The sequence below is a fragment of the Streptomyces sp. NPDC051913 genome, from assembly GCF_044593635.1.
Classification (GTDB): domain Bacteria; phylum Actinomycetota; class Actinomycetes; order Streptomycetales; family Streptomycetaceae; genus Streptomyces.
This window is the reverse complement of sequence record NZ_JBIUCI010000001.1, coordinates 348,990-362,200: the sequence shown is the minus strand read 5'-3', so window position 1 is coordinate 362,200 and position 13,211 is coordinate 348,990. Positions and strand designations below refer to the sequence as shown.

The following is a 13,211-nucleotide window of genomic DNA, read 5'->3' as shown; positions in this document are numbered from 1 at the left end:
CTACTTCCGGCGCCGCCGCTTCAACAGCAGCTTCGGCAGCCCCGCCGGGATCGGCTGCCGGGTCGTGGCGGACGTCGGCACCGGCGCCGTGGCCAGGTCACCGTCGGGCAGCGGCGCCATCGCCCCCGTCGGCTCCAGCCGCAGCACCCGGCACTCACGCCCCCAGCGCTCCGGCATCGCCTCTCCGTCGGGCGCGTTCAGGCGCTTGCCCTTGAGCTCGGCGACGGCCGCCTCCCAGGCTTTTGAACCCGACGGCAGCTCCACGACCTTCGCCGTCCAGGAGACCAGCCGCCCGCCCTTGTCCTTGCTGCGGACCGTGACCTCGGCCGAACCGCCGTCCGTCAGCCCCGGCAGCGGCTGCTCGCCCGGCCCGTCCCCGACCAGACACGCGGCACCCTCGTGCCACACGTGCCACAGCGCCCGGGCGGGGCCCTCGGGACCCCTGACCCAGATGAGACCGGACTTCTTCGTGGCCTCCTCGACGAGGGCCTGGTCGAGCAGCTCGCTTGTCATGGGGGCAGCCTATCCAGGCGGTCTACAGCCAGCCGTTGCGCTTCAGGGTGCGGTGGATGCCGAGGCAGATGACACCGGTGATCATCATGATCACGGGGTAGCCGTACTTCCAGTGCGTCTCGGGCATGTAGTCGAAGTTCATGCCGTACACGCCACACACCATCGTCGGTACGGCGATGATCGCGGCCCATGAGGTGATCTTCCGCATGTCCTCGTTCTGCGCGACGGACGCCTGCGCGAGGTTGGCCTGGAGGATCGAGTTGAGCAGCTCGTCAAAGCCGATGACCTGCTCCTGCACGCGCGCGAGGTGGTCGGCGACGTCCCGGAAGTACTTCTGGATGTCCGGGTCGATCAGCCGCATGGGCCGCTCGCTCAGCAGCTGCATGGGCCGCAGCAGCGGCGACACCGCGCGCTTGAACTCCAGTACCTCACGCTTGAGCTGGTAGATCCGGCCCGCGTCCGAACCGCGCGGGGAACCCTTGCGCCCCGGCGAGAACACGTCCGTCTCCACCTCGTCGATGTCGTCCTGCACCGCGTCGGCGACCGCGATGTAGCCGTCGACGACATGGTCGGCGATCGCGTGCAGCACCGCCGAGGGGCCCTTGGCGAGCAGCTCGGGGTCGTCCTGGAGGCGGTGGCGCAGCGCGCGGAGCGAACCCTGGCCGCCGTGCCGGACGGTGATGAAGAAGTCCCGTCCGGTGAAGCACATGACCTCGCCGGTCTCGACGACCTCGCTGTTGGCGGTGAGGCGGTCGTGCTCGACGTAGTGGATGGTCTTGAAGACGGTGAACAGGGAGTCGTCGTAGCGCTCCAGCTTGGGCCGCTGATGGGCCTGTACGGCGTCCTCGACGGCCAGCGGGTGCAGCCCGAACTCCCCCGCGATACCGGAGAATTCGGCCTCGGTCGGCTCGTGCAGGCCGATCCAGACGAAGCCGCCGTCGCGGCGCACCTGACGCATCGCCTCGTGCGGCGTCAGCGGCGCCGGGGTCTCGACGCGGGCGCCGTCGCGGTAGACGGCGCAGTCGACGACGGCCGAGGGGGTGCCGGGGTCGCGGGTGGTGTCGTACGAGCCGGTGTCCTTGCGCAGCGGCGTGCTGCGGGAGGGCCGGACCGCGGCACGGAGGTCACGGATCATCGACATGGCTGGCTCCTTCGTGGCAGGCAACGAAAGGGCGCCGACGATGGTTGGAACTACCCGGAATGGGGACGTCCTGCTGTGGGTGTTTGGCACGTCCACAAAGCGGGGAGCACCGCACCATCGCGGTGGCGAGCTTCGCTGCAGAGTCAGATCAGACGGATCAGGCAAAACGAGACGAAGCGCTCTTCCGCAAGAAGACGTGAGCGTGAAAGGCGGCGGTCAGCCAGAGCCGGATCAGCTGTATCAGCGGCGGGAAGAGCGAGTGGTACTGCACGGGTGACTTCGATCCATGACAGCCCCACCTCCTCCGGCCGGTCCCTCGTAAGGGAGTACCAAGCGCGTCGGGACTTGATCGCGACGCTTCTGCGTGCTGCCCGAACGACCGGGCCAGAGTATCAGCCGCCCAAACTGTCAAGGCGCTGCTTTGCCCGGTACTGACGAGTTCTATGCTCGCGACATGGCTGATGTTCTCCCTCTGGTCGAGGCCCGGTTGCGTTCCGCGCTGGGCGAGCCGGACGCCCGCGCGGCGGTCACCTTCCTGGGCACGGACCGCATCGAGGTGCTCCGCTTCCACGAGGGCGACATCGTCCGCTACGCCACCCTCGGCATGTCGGCGGCGCCGATGGGTGACCCCACGGCGATGCTCGCCGACCCGGTCAAGGGGCCCCGCGCCGAGCTCGTCCTCTCGGTCCGCGCGGGCCTCGCCGACACCGACAAGGCGCTGCGCCCGCTCGCCGTCCTCGGCGCGTCCCCGCAGGTCGAGGGTGTGATCGTGGCCCCCGGCGCCTCCCTCGACGTGGGCGAGCCACTGTGGCCCGGCGCCCCCTTCACCTCGGTCCTGGTCGCCGAACCGGGCGGCCTGGTCGAGGACCTGGAGCTCGACGAGCCCATGGACCCGGTCCAGTTCCTCCCCCTGCTCCCCATGACCTCGAACGAGGCCGCCTGGAAGCGGGTGCACGGCGCCCAGGCCCTCCAGGAGCTGTGGCTGACGAACGGGACGGACCTCAGGGACCCGTCCCGGAAGTCCGTCCCGCTGGAGTGATCCTCGCGTGAGCAAGGTCACCAAGTGGTGTCCGGAAGCCGTCAGTTGGCGAAGACGGCCACACCGTCCTCGGTGGCGTGCCTCGACTCCAGCTCCGCCGCCTGTCGAGTGAGCGCGTTCCGCCGTACGACGACCACGAGCGCGCCCACGAGCGCGGTGACCGCCGCCACCACGAACGGGACGTGGACGTCGGTCCACTCCTCGATCTTCGGCGCGAAGTAGGGCGCCGCCGCGGCCGCGAACCACCGTACGAAGTTGTAGCCGGCACTGGCGACCGGACGCGGAGCGTCGGAGACGCCGAGGGCCAACTCCGTGTAGACGGTGTTGTTCACGCCGATGAACGCGCCGGACAGGATCGTGCAGACGACAGCCGTGGTGTGACTGCCGTATCCGAGCACCAGCACGTCGGCCGCGAGCAGCACCAGCGAGCCACCGAGCACCTTCAGCGAACCGAACCGCGCCTGGAGCCGCGGCGCCACGATCACCGAGAACACGGCGAGCAGCACACCCCAGGCGAAGAACACGGCACCCGACTTGTACGGGGTCATGTCCAGCACGAACGGGGTGAAGGCCAGCACCGTGAAGAACGTGTAGTTGTAGAAGAAAGCCGACGCGGCGGCGGAGGCGAGACCCCCGTGGCCGAGCGCCTTCAGCGGGTCGAGCAACGAGGTCTTCGTGGCGGGCCGCGGCTGCTCCTTCAGGAACACCGTGATGCACAGGAAGCCGACCGCCATCAGGAAGGCCGTGCCGAAGAACGGGTAGCGCCAGCTGGCGTCGCCGAGCAGCGCGCCGAGGAGCGGGCCGCACGCCATGCCGAGGCCGAGCGCGGACTCGTACAGCAGGATCGCCGCGGCGCTGCCGCCCGCCGCCGCGCCGACGATGACCGCGAGGGCCGTCGAGACGAACAGGGCGTTGCCGAGACCCCAGCCCGCGCGGAAGCCGACGAGTTCGGCGACCGAGCCCGAGGTGCCGGCGAGGGCGGCGAAGACGACCACGAAGGCGAGGCCGAGCAGCAGGGTCTTGCGGCCGCCGATCCGGCTGGAGACCCAGCCGGTGACCAGCATCGCGAACGCGGTGATCAGGAAGTACGAGGTGAAGAGCAGGGAGACCTGCCCCGCGGTGGCGTCGAGGCCCTGGGCGATGGACGGCAGGATCGGGTCGACCAGCCCGATGCCCATGAAGGCGACGACGGAGGCGCCGGCCGTGGCCCAGACCGCCTTGGGCTGTCGCAGGAGGCTGTTCGCTCCCGCGTCGAGGGCGTCCATGGTTTCTCCCTTTCCGACGTTCAGGTCCGGAGATGGTTGGTGTATGCACATAGTAAGTTAGGGACGCTAATTAATGCAAGCTACATCTAGTTCCGTACGGTGAGCGGTTCCGCCCGGACGGGTGATCGTCCTTGACGTGGCGGGGCAGGGGTAGGACCGTGGGGCCCTATGAGGGGCGAACCCAGTTGCCCGAAGTGTGGTGGCCGGGTCAGGGCTCCCGGACTTTTCGCCGATTCCTGGCAGTGCGATGTGCACGGGACCGTGCACCCGCTGCAGCCCGTGATCCCGCCCAGCGTCGAGGCCCTCGGCGTCGTGGTGCATCGCACGCAGGTGCCGGTGTGGATGCCGTGGCCGCTGCCGGTCGGCTGGCTCTTCACGGGCGTCGGAAGTGCCGGTGACGACCGCAGCGGCGGGCGGGCGACGGCTGTTGCGTGCTCCGGACCCGGACCGCTCGGCGGTTTCGGCGAGCTGATCCTCGTCGCCGAGGAGCTCGGCGTCGGCCTCGGCGCGCGGTACGCGGGCATCGACGGACCGGACCCGGGACCGTACATGAGCGTCGAGAAGCCACCCCAGGCCAAGGTGCTGGCCGCCGGCCGGCCGACACCGCTGTGGCATGTCTCCGGTACCCCCGACGACCGGGCCGTGTTCGCGGGCGAGGCGCTCGGGCTGTGGCTGTGGGCGGTCGTGTGGCCCGAGCAGTCGGGGTTGCTGATGTACGACGAGCTGGTGCTGACGGATCTGCGGGACGCGGGGGCGGAGTTGGAGTTGGTGCCCTGCGGGGCGTTGTCGCCGCGCTTGCTCAAGCCGTAGCGCTGCGCCGCTGGAGCCGTTGCGCCCAAGGGGTGGGGCGCTTGCGTTGTCGGGCGGCTGCGGGTTCGGGCTGGCTGGTCGCGCAGTTCCCCGCGCCCCTGAGGTGCGTTTGTGTAAAGGGTGCTCACAGGTTTCGGGTGTGACAGTGGTCCTCGAAAATCCGGTTATCCTTGAGCGTCCCCACCCGTACCGTCACCGCCTGGAGTTCGCGTCGTGCGTATCGATCTGCACACCCACTCCACCGCGTCCGACGGCACGGACACCCCGGCCGAGCTGGTGCGCAACGCCGCCGCTGCCGGGCTGGACGTTGTCGCGCTGACCGATCACGACACCACCCGCGGTCACGCCGAGGCCGTCGCCGCGCTTCCGGCGGGGCTCACCCTCGTCACCGGCGCCGAGTTGTCCTGCCGTATCGACGGCGTCTCCATGCACCTGCTGGCCTACCTCTTCGACCCCGAGGAGCCGGCGCTGTTCGCCGAGCGTGAGCTCGTGCGGGACGACCGGGTGCCGCGGGCACGGGGCATGGTCGCCAAGCTCCAGGGGCTGGGCGTGCCCGTCACCTGGGAGCAGGTGGCGCGGATCGCGGGCGACGGCTCGGTCGGCCGCCCCCATGTCGCGACCGCGCTGGTCGAGCTGGGTGTCGTACCGACCGTGAGTGACGCCTTCACCGAGGACTGGCTGGCGGACGGCGGCCGGGCCTACGTGGAGAAGCACGAGACGGACCCCTTCGAGGCGATCCGGCTGGTCAAGGGCGCGGGCGGGGTCACCGTCTTCGCCCACCCCGGCGCCAGCAAGCGCGGCCGTACGGTCCCTGAGGACGCGATCGCGAAGATGGCGGCGGCCGGGCTCGACGGCATCGAGGTCGACCACATGGACCACGACGCCGAGACGCGCGACCGGCTGCGTGGGCTCGCCGCCGACCTGGGGCTGCTGGTCACGGGCTCCTCGGACTACCACGGCAGCCGCAAGACGGTGGCGCTCGGCGCGTACCGGACCGACCCCGAGGTGTACGGGGAGATCACCCGGCGGGCGACGGGCGCGTTCCCGGTGCCGGGGACCGGTGGGGCCTGAGGGATCGTCCTCGGCCCATCTGATCTGCTCTTTTCTCTCCGCAAGGCTCTTCTGTGTTCGACGTTGCCGTTTTCGGCTCTCTCTTTCTGACCCTGTTCGTCATCATGGATCCCCCAGGGATCACCCCGATCTTCCTCGCCCTGACCGCCGGCCGGCCCGGCAAGGTGCAGAAGCGGATGGCTTTCCAGGCCGTCTGCGTGGCCGGTGGAGTGATCGCGGTCTTCGGGCTCCTCGGCCACCAGATCCTCGACTACCTGCATGTCTCCGTCCCCGCGCTGATGATCGCGGGCGGACTGCTGCTTCTGCTGATCGCCCTGGACCTGCTCACCGGCAAGACCGACGAGCCCAAGCAGACCAAGGACGTCAACGTCGCCCTGGTGCCGCTGGGCATGCCGCTGCTGGCCGGGCCGGGCGCGATCGTGTCCGTCATCCTCGCCGTGCAGAAGGCCGACAGCGTCGCCACGCAGGTGTCGGTGTGGACGGCGATCCTCGCCATCCATGTCGTGCTGTGGCTGGTCATGCGGTACTCGCTGCTGATCATCCGGGTCATCAAGGACGGCGGCGTCGTCCTGGTGACCCGGCTGGCGGGCATGATGCTCTCCGCGATCGCCGTGCAGCAGATCATCAACGGGATCACCCAGGTGATCCGGGGGAGCTGAGAAAGCGCAGAGCCCCCGTACGACATCGTTGCCGTACGGGGGCTCTGAAGCTGTGTTGGTTATGAGGCCGTGGTGTCGGCCGGGCGAATCCAGAGACGCTGTCCGATGGCGGCGGCCTGCTGAACGATCCGGTTGACGGAGGCGGCGTCCACGACGGTGCTGTCCACGGGGGTACCGTCGACGTCGTCGAGTCGCATGATTTCGAAGCGCATGGGCTTCTCCCTTCGTCTGGTCATCCTCCTGAGGAGAACATCTGCGTACGTCTGTATCTAACGGGCTGCGTGTTACAAACATTCCCTACGCTAAAGAAATTTTTCGAACGACTAACTACTGACCGGTAAGCGGTCGGTACGAGACTGACCGGGACCGGTTGTGTTCGCAGCGTGACCGCCGGGACAATGGTGGCGATGAACGACGACCACGAGGCGCTGGGCGCCCGCATCGACCACACCAACGAGCTGTTGCAGCGCATGCTCGCCGAGGTGGCGAAGACGCCCTCGACCCACGCGATCTTCGTGGACGCGGGGTATCTGTACGCGGCCGCGGGACGTCTGGTCGCCGGCACGGAGGACCGCCGCGCCTTCGACCTCGACGCCGAGGGACTCATCGAGGCGCTCATCGACCGGGCCCGCACGATCTTCGCGGACAGCAGACTGCTCAGGGTCTACTGGTACGACGGCGCCCGCCGCCGTATCCACACCGCCGAGCAGCAGTCGATCGCCGAACTCCCGGACGTGAAGGTGCGGTTGGGCAATCTCAACGCCAACAACCAGCAGAAGGGCGTCGACTCACTGATCCGCTCCGACCTGGAGTCCCTCGCCCGGCACCGGGCGATCAGCGACGCGGCCCTGCTCGGCGGCGACGAGGACCTCGTCTCGGCGGTGGAGGCAGCGCAGGGCTACGGCGCTCGCGTCCACCTCTGGGGCATCGAGGCGCCCGAGGGTCGCAACCAGGCCGAGCCCCTGCTCTGGGAGGTCGACAGCCAGCGCGTCTTCGACCTCGACTTCTTCAAGCCGTACGTCGCCCGCCGCACGGCCGCCGGGTACGAGGCCTCCGTGAACCGGCCCGCCCGCGAGGACGTCCGTTTCGTGGGCGCCCAGATCGCGGCGAAGTGGCTGGCGGCGCGGGGGCACGAGGCCCTGGTGGAGCTGCTGCCGGGCCACCCCTATCTGCCCGGCTCGGTCGACCAGGACCTGCTGGTGGAGGCGGAGGGGCTGCTCCAGTACTCCCTGCGCGGCCAGGCGGACCTGCGGCGGGCGCTGCGGGACGGCTTCTGGGAGCACTTGCGGACGCAGTACTGACCGGTCTTGACGGTTCTGGTCGGTTGGCGTTTCTAGTCGGACTTGAGGGTGCTGTCCCAGAAGTCGGCGAAGGCGCGGGCCGTCTCCAGGGGGCGGTCGGTGTTGGGGGAGTGCTCGGCGCCGGCGACGACGGTCCGGTGCGCGTCGAGCCGTACGGCCATCTCGTCGAGGAGCGGGACGGGCCAGGTGTCGTCGTGCGCCCCGGACAGCACATGGAACGGCAGCGGTACGGCGGCCAGTTCACCGACCCGGTCCGGCTCGATGCACAACTGACGCCCGGTGGCGATGAGTTGGGCGGGCTTGTTGCCCAGCCAGCGTCGCCGCAGATCGTCCCGGTCGTCGAGCCCCTCGTCCAGGTCGCCGGTCTCGGTCTCCTCGGGTGGCTCCATCGCCTGGATCGCCGTCCACACCTCCGCCATGCCCATCACCGCGAGGGCGTCCCGTAGCAGCTTGACGCGCTGCTGCTGGGAGCCGGAGATCTGGGCGGGGCCCGAGGCCATGAGGGTCAGGGAGAGGAACGGCCCGGGATCGAGGAGTACGGCGGCCCGGGCGATCTGCCCACCGAGCGAGTGCCCGACGAGGTGAACGGGCGTCCCGACCGCGGCGGCCTGCGCGAGCACGTCCTTCGCCAACTCGTCCTGGGCGTAAGCGGATTCATCGGCCTCGGGCCCGTCCGACTCGTACTGCCCGCGCCCGTCCACGGCGACGGTCCGGTACCCGCGCGCGGCGAGCGGCTCGTGCAGCGGATTGAAGTCCTCCTTGCTGCCGGTGAACCCGGGCAGCAGCAGCGCCGTCCCACGAACCGCGACACCGTCCGCCACCGGGGCGTCGACGACGGCGAACTCACCACGCGAGGTGCGCAGGGAGTAGGCGCGGGCGCCGGGGGGCGGGGCGAAGGTGGGGGGACGGCTCATGGCTTGAGGCTATCGGGCGGGAGTGGAGAGTGCCGGGTTGGGTGGCGCCGTTCAGGGGCGCGGGGCTGTGTTGATGTGCGGCGTTGATATGCGGCTCCGCCGCGTGGGCGCGACCAGCCCGCACCGACCTGTGACCGCACGAAAACCGTTGCACGCCCTTACGCAGGCGCCCCTCATGCCGACGGCCCGGCCCACACGCGGTGGACCGGGCCGTCAGAGACAAACGCGCGCTCAGCCTTCCGAAGCCGCCGCGGCCTTACGCGTACGCCGCACCTTCGGCTTGACCTCCGCCTCCTCGGCGGCCTGCGCCGGGATCTCGGCGGCGGCAGCGGCCTTCCGGGTCCGACGCGGCTTCGCCTCGGCCGCCTCCGGGGCGGCGGCAGCCGTCTTCCGGGTGCGGCGCGGCTTGGCCTCGGGGGCTTCGGCGACCTCGGCGGGGGCCTCCGTGGCGGCGGCGACCTTGCGGGTGCGCCGTACCTTCGGCTTCGCCTCGACGGCCTCTGCCGTGTCGACCACGGCCTCCGCGGCGGCAGCCGCGGTCTTGCGCGTACGACGCGGCTTCGCCTCCGCCTCGGCGGGAGCCTCCGCGGCCTGGGCCGGGATCTCGGGAGCGGCAGCGGCCTTCTTCCGCGTGCGACGCGGCTTGGCCTCGACGGCCTCGGCGGTGTCGACGGCGGCCTCGGCAGCCGTGGTGGCGGCGGTCTTCCGCGTCCGGCGCGGCTTGGCCTCGGCGGCCTCGGCGGTGTCGACGGCGGCAGCCGTGGTGGCAGCGGCAGCCGTCTTCCGGGTGCGGCGCGGCTTGGCCTCGGGGGCTTCGGCGACCTCGGCGGGGGCCTCCGTGGCGGCGGCGACCTTGCGGGTGCGCCGTACCTTCGGCTTCGCCTCGACGGCCTCTGCCGTGTCGACCACGGCCTCGGCGGCGGCAGCCGTGGCCTTGCGGGTGCGGCGGCGCGGCGCGGCGGCCGGAGCCTCGGGCTCGGCGGCGACCGCAGGAGCGGTCTCGACGACCTCGGTGGCGACCGGCTCCGCCGTCTTACGGGTGCGGCGGCGCGGCGTGGCCTCGGTCGCCTCGGCGGTGTCGACCGCGGTCTCGGCGGGTGCCGTGGCCTTGCGGGTGCGGCGGCGCGGCGCGGCGGCCGGAGCCTCGGGCTCGGCGGCGATGACGGGTGCTGCCTCGACGACCTCGGTCACCTCGGCGGCCACCGGCTCCGCGGTCTTGCGGGTACGGCGTCGACGCGGCTTCGTCTCCGTGGCCTCGACCGTCTCCACGGCGGTCTCCGCGGCCTCCGACGGCGTGGTCTCGGGCGTCGCGGCCACGGCCGGCACCTGCTCCGGCGCGGCCCCGTTACGGGTGCGGCGACGGCGGCGCGGGGTGCGGGACGCGGGCGCGTCCTCGGTCAGCGCGGTGTCCGCGGACGGCGCGGTCGCCTCGGCGGCGGGCGCCGGGGCTCCGTCCAGCAGGGCCCCGTTGCGGGTACGACGGCGACGGCGCGGCGTACGGGACGGGCGCTCGCGGTCGGCGGAACGGGACTCGTCCCGGCCGCCACGACCACCCCGGTCGTTGCGGTCGCCGCGACCGCGGCCACCACGGCCGCCGGTCTCGCCGAGGTCCTCGAGCTCCTCCGCGTCGAGGCCCGCGCGGGTGCGCTCGGCACGCGGCAGGACACCCTTGGTGCCCGCGGGGATGTTCATCTCCTCGTAGAAGTGCGGGGAGGTGGAGTACGTCTCCGGCGGGTCGTTGAAGTTGAGCTCCAGCGCCTTGTTGATCAGCTGCCAGCGCGGGATGTCGTCCCAGTCGACGAGGGTGATCGCGATGCCCTTGGCGCCCGCGCGGCCGGTGCGGCCGACCCGGTGCAGGTACGTCTTCTCGTCCTCGGGGGACTGGTAGTTGATGACGTGCGTCACGCCCTCGACGTCGATGCCGCGCGCGGCCACGTCGGTGCAGACGAGGACGTCCACCTTGCCGTTGCGGAAGGCGCGCAGCGCCTGCTCGCGGGCGCCCTGGCCGAGGTCGCCGTGGACCGCGCCGGAGGCGAAGCCGCGCTGCTTGAGCTGGTCGGCGAGGTCGGCCGCGGTGCGCTTGGTGCGGCAGAAGACCATGGCCAGTCCCCGGCCCTCGGACTGCAGGATGCGCGCGACCATCTCGGGCTTGTCCATGTTGTGCGCGCGGTACACGTGCTGCGAGATGTTCGCGACCGTCACGCCCTCGTCGTCCGGCGCGGTGGCGCGGATGTGCGTGGGCTGCGACATGTAGCGGCGGGCGAGACCGATGACCGCGCCCGGCATGGTCGCCGAGAACAGCATCGTCTGACGGCGGGCCGGCAGCATGTCGATGATCTTCTCGACGTCGGGCAGGAAGCCCAGGTCGAGCATCTCGTCGGCCTCGTCGAGGACGAGTGCCTTGATGTGCTTGAGGCTGAGCTTCTTCTGGCCCGCGAGGTCCAGGAGGCGGCCCGGGGTGCCGACGATGACGTCGACGCCCTTCTTGAGGGCTTCGACCTGGGGCTCGTAGGCCCGGCCGCCGTAGATGGCGAGAACGCGTACGTTGCGGACCTTGCCCGCGGTCAGCAGGTCGTTGGTGACCTGCTGGCACAGCTCGCGCGTGGGGACGACGACGAGGGCCTGCGGGGCGTCGGTGAGCGCCTCGGGGGCGGCGCGGCCGGCCTCGACGTCGGCGGGGACGGTGACGCGCTCGAGGAGCGGGAGGCCGAAGCCCAGCGTCTTGCCGGTGCCGGTCTTGGCCTGGCCGATGACATCCGTGCCGGAGAGGGCGACGGGGAGGGTCATCTCCTGGATGGGGAAGGGGTTGATGATGCCGACGGCCTCGAGGGCTTCGGCGGTCTCGGAGAGGATTCCGAGATCTCTGAACGTCGTAGTCAGGGTGCTGCCTCTTCTGTGTGCGCGGTGCGAGGCGAGCTCGGGGGTCTCTTGAAGACCGTGCTGGGGACGTCGACTGCCTTACGGACCAGCCGTAATGACACGGGACCTCTGCCGACGCTCTAGCGCTCGAACCGCTGAGGGTCCCTCCGGATGCCGTACGCACAGTGCCGTACGGGCGAGGAGAGCTGTCAGGTCGGAGCCGATCGGGCCACCGACCGGGCATCCTCATACGTGCAGCCCGTCGAATATTCGGCAGGCGCATTACCACCATACCTCGGAATCACGCACACGCGATGGCCGATTTGGTCACGTAGTCGTCGTCACACTGATTGACCAGGGCCTTCCGAGGCTCGGCGAGCGGACTATTGTGCGCTTCATGACCACGCCTGACAACACCTCTGACGCACCCGCCGAGCCCACCGGAGTGGCGGCCCAGGACTGGGCCACGGCCTCCACGGAGCCGCAGTACCGGGCCGCGGTCGTCGACCTCCTCGGCGCACTCGCCTACGGCGAACTCGCGGCGTTCGAGCGGCTCGCGGAGGACGCCAAGCTGGCGCCGACGCTGGCGGACAAGGCGGAGCTGGCGAAGATGGCGTCGGCGGAGTTCCACCACTACGAGAAGCTGCGCGACCGGCTGACCGAGATCGGCGCGGAGCCGACGCAGGCCATGGAGCCGTTCGTCGCCGCGCTGGACGGCTTCCACCGGCAGACGGCGCCCTCGGACTGGCTGGAGGGGCTCGTCAAGGCGTACGTCGGCGACTCGATCGCGAGTGACTTCTACCGCGAGGTCGCGGCTCGGCTGGACGCGGACACACGGGAGCTGGTGCTCGCCGTTCTCGACGACACCGGGCATGCCGGGTTCGCCGTCGAGAAGGTGCGGGCCGCGATCGACGCCGATCCGCGCGTGGGTGGACGTCTCGCTCTGTGGGCTCGGCGTCTCATGGGTGAGGCGCTGTCGCAGTCGCAGCGGGTGGTCGCCGACCGGGATGCGCTGTCGACGATGCTCGTCGGTGGGGTGGCCGACGGGTTCGATCTCGCGGAGGTCGGGCGGATGTTCTCGCGGATCACCGAGGCGCACACGAAGCGGATGGCTGCGCTGGGCTTGGCGGCGTAGCGCCCAAGGGGCGGGGGCTTGTGTGTGAGGGCGGCTGCGGGTTCGTTGAGGCTTGTCGCGCAGATCCCCGCGCCCCTGGGAGCGATGCCCTGATCGGCGTCGGAAAGCTACGCCGCCACTGATCGGCGGCGGAGCCTCCCGGCCGGGCGGAGCAGGAGCGACAAGGACGCGATCGAGACCACTGTCGCGCCGATCAGCGTCAGCAGGACGTTGCCCTCGCCCAGGGCGCTGTGGGTGATGAAGGCGCCGAAGAGGGCACCGGCCACGCCCGTCGCGAAGACCAGGGAGCGGGCGGGCAGACGGTGGGCCAGGCGGTGGGCGGCGGCGGCCGCCAGGACGAGACCGAGCAGAGCGGAGCCGAGCGCTTCCAGCAACATCATTGAGAGTCCCTCCCACACGGCCACGCTGCGTATGTCGGTCGTAGCCCGTCATACCCGTGACCTGCGGAATGCAATCCTCCTCTGTGCGCGACTTGTGCTCCATATGTGGAGAAAAGAATCTTGA

At 70.6% G+C, this 13,211-nt stretch carries 13 protein-coding genes; 6 read left to right on the top strand and 7 right to left on the bottom strand.

What is annotated here, in order from left to right:
• Together ACIHIX_RS01655 and ACIHIX_RS01650 are read right to left on the bottom strand one after the other, a co-directional pair.
• Window positions 1-513 carry a hypothetical protein gene (locus tag ACIHIX_RS01655; protein ID WP_399948587.1) on the bottom strand — a complete coding sequence of 171 codons (513 nt, stop codon included), beginning with the start codon at window positions 511-513 and terminating at the stop codon, window positions 1-3.
• A gap of 22 nt (window positions 514-535) precedes the next feature.
• Window positions 536-1,654, bottom strand: coding sequence for a magnesium and cobalt transport protein CorA (locus ACIHIX_RS01650; protein ID WP_399948586.1), 1,119 nt, complete (start codon window positions 1,652-1,654; stop codon window positions 536-538).
• Between the two features lie 454 nt (window positions 1,655-2,108).
• Between ACIHIX_RS01650 and ACIHIX_RS01645 the strand changes: the two genes are divergently transcribed.
• The gene (locus ACIHIX_RS01645) at window positions 2,109-2,693 is read left to right on the top strand and encodes a suppressor of fused domain protein (RefSeq protein ID WP_399948584.1); all 585 of its coding nucleotides are present in this window, start codon (window positions 2,109-2,111) and stop codon (window positions 2,691-2,693) included.
• 41 nt (window positions 2,694-2,734) lie between these two features.
• On the opposite strand, the gene ACIHIX_RS01640 is transcribed toward ACIHIX_RS01645, so the two are convergent.
• Window positions 2,735-3,958, bottom strand: a complete 1,224-nt coding sequence (locus tag ACIHIX_RS01640) for an MFS transporter (RefSeq protein ID WP_399948582.1) — start codon at window positions 3,956-3,958, stop codon at window positions 2,735-2,737.
• A gap of 168 nt (window positions 3,959-4,126) precedes the next feature.
• Between ACIHIX_RS01640 and ACIHIX_RS01635 the strand changes: the two genes are divergently transcribed.
• The 3 genes from ACIHIX_RS01635 to ACIHIX_RS01625 all read left to right on the top strand — a co-directional run bounded on the left by ACIHIX_RS01635 (window position 4,127) and on the right by ACIHIX_RS01625 (window position 6,498).
• On the top strand, window positions 4,127-4,768 hold the full coding sequence (locus tag ACIHIX_RS01635) for a DUF6758 family protein (protein WP_399948580.1): 642 nt from the start codon (window positions 4,127-4,129) through the stop codon (window positions 4,766-4,768).
• A gap of 213 nt (window positions 4,769-4,981) precedes the next feature.
• Window positions 4,982-5,839: a PHP domain-containing protein gene (locus ACIHIX_RS01630; RefSeq protein WP_399948578.1), complete on the top strand. Its 858-nt coding sequence runs from the start codon at window positions 4,982-4,984 to the stop codon at window positions 5,837-5,839.
• A 53-nt stretch (window positions 5,840-5,892) separates the two neighbouring features.
• Window positions 5,893-6,498, top strand: coding sequence for a MarC family protein (locus tag ACIHIX_RS01625; RefSeq protein WP_399948576.1), 606 nt, complete (start codon window positions 5,893-5,895; stop codon window positions 6,496-6,498).
• Window positions 6,499-6,557: 59 nt separating this feature from the next.
• On the opposite strand, the gene ACIHIX_RS01620 is transcribed toward ACIHIX_RS01625, so the two are convergent.
• The gene (locus ACIHIX_RS01620; RefSeq protein ID WP_020136747.1) at window positions 6,558-6,710 is read right to left on the bottom strand and encodes a hypothetical protein; all 153 of its coding nucleotides are present in this window, start codon (window positions 6,708-6,710) and stop codon (window positions 6,558-6,560) included.
• A gap of 195 nt (window positions 6,711-6,905) precedes the next feature.
• On the opposite strand from ACIHIX_RS01620, the gene ACIHIX_RS01615 reads away from it, so the two are divergent.
• On the top strand, window positions 6,906-7,799 hold the full coding sequence (locus ACIHIX_RS01615) for an NYN domain-containing protein (RefSeq protein ID WP_399948574.1): 894 nt from the start codon (window positions 6,906-6,908) through the stop codon (window positions 7,797-7,799).
• Between the two features lie 32 nt (window positions 7,800-7,831).
• Here ACIHIX_RS01615 and ACIHIX_RS01610 read toward each other — a convergent pair whose 3' ends face one another.
• Together ACIHIX_RS01610 and ACIHIX_RS01605 are read right to left on the bottom strand one after the other, a co-directional pair.
• Window positions 7,832-8,713: an alpha/beta fold hydrolase gene (locus ACIHIX_RS01610; protein WP_399948572.1), complete on the bottom strand. Its 882-nt coding sequence runs from the start codon at window positions 8,711-8,713 to the stop codon at window positions 7,832-7,834.
• A 231-nt stretch (window positions 8,714-8,944) separates the two neighbouring features.
• Window positions 8,945-11,500: a DEAD/DEAH box helicase gene (locus tag ACIHIX_RS01605; protein ID WP_399948570.1), complete on the bottom strand. Its 2,556-nt coding sequence runs from the start codon at window positions 11,498-11,500 to the stop codon at window positions 8,945-8,947.
• 469 nt (window positions 11,501-11,969) lie between these two features.
• Here ACIHIX_RS01605 and ACIHIX_RS01600 point away from each other — a divergent pair, with 469 nt between their 5' ends.
• A complete protein-coding gene (locus tag ACIHIX_RS01600) occupies window positions 11,970-12,707 on the top strand; it encodes a ferritin-like fold-containing protein (protein WP_399948568.1) in 738 nt (245 codons plus the stop codon).
• A 107-nt stretch (window positions 12,708-12,814) separates the two neighbouring features.
• On the opposite strand, the gene ACIHIX_RS01595 is transcribed toward ACIHIX_RS01600, so the two are convergent.
• Window positions 12,815-13,084: a hypothetical protein gene (locus ACIHIX_RS01595; protein WP_399950009.1), complete on the bottom strand. Its 270-nt coding sequence runs from the start codon at window positions 13,082-13,084 to the stop codon at window positions 12,815-12,817.
• Window positions 13,085-13,211: the final 127 nt, after the last annotated feature.

Coding starts and splice junctions, on each gene's coding strand:
- ACIHIX_RS01645 (WP_399948584.1), top strand. CDS start 2,109: ATGGCTGATGTTCTCCCTCTGGTCGAGGCCCGGTTGCGTTCCGCGCTG.
- ACIHIX_RS01640 (WP_399948582.1), bottom strand. CDS start 3,958: ATGGACGCCCTCGACGCGGGAGCGAACAGCCTCCTGCGACAGCCCAAG.
- ACIHIX_RS01620 (WP_020136747.1), bottom strand. CDS start 6,710: ATGCGCTTCGAAATCATGCGACTCGACGACGTCGACGGTACCCCCGTG.
- ACIHIX_RS01595 (WP_399950009.1), bottom strand. CDS start 13,084: ATGTTGCTGGAAGCGCTCGGCTCCGCTCTGCTCGGTCTCGTCCTGGCG.
- ACIHIX_RS01605 (WP_399948570.1), bottom strand. CDS start 11,500: ATGACCCTCCCCGTCGCCCTCTCCGGCACGGATGTCATCGGCCAGGCC.
- ACIHIX_RS01600 (WP_399948568.1), top strand. CDS start 11,970: ATGACCACGCCTGACAACACCTCTGACGCACCCGCCGAGCCCACCGGA.
- ACIHIX_RS01650 (WP_399948586.1), bottom strand. CDS start 1,654: ATGTCGATGATCCGTGACCTCCGTGCCGCGGTCCGGCCCTCCCGCAGC.
- ACIHIX_RS01615 (WP_399948574.1), top strand. CDS start 6,906: ATGAACGACGACCACGAGGCGCTGGGCGCCCGCATCGACCACACCAAC.
- ACIHIX_RS01610 (WP_399948572.1), bottom strand. CDS start 8,713: ATGAGCCGTCCCCCCACCTTCGCCCCGCCCCCCGGCGCCCGCGCCTAC.
- ACIHIX_RS01635 (WP_399948580.1), top strand. CDS start 4,127: ATGAGGGGCGAACCCAGTTGCCCGAAGTGTGGTGGCCGGGTCAGGGCT.
- ACIHIX_RS01655 (WP_399948587.1), bottom strand. CDS start 513: ATGACAAGCGAGCTGCTCGACCAGGCCCTCGTCGAGGAGGCCACGAAG.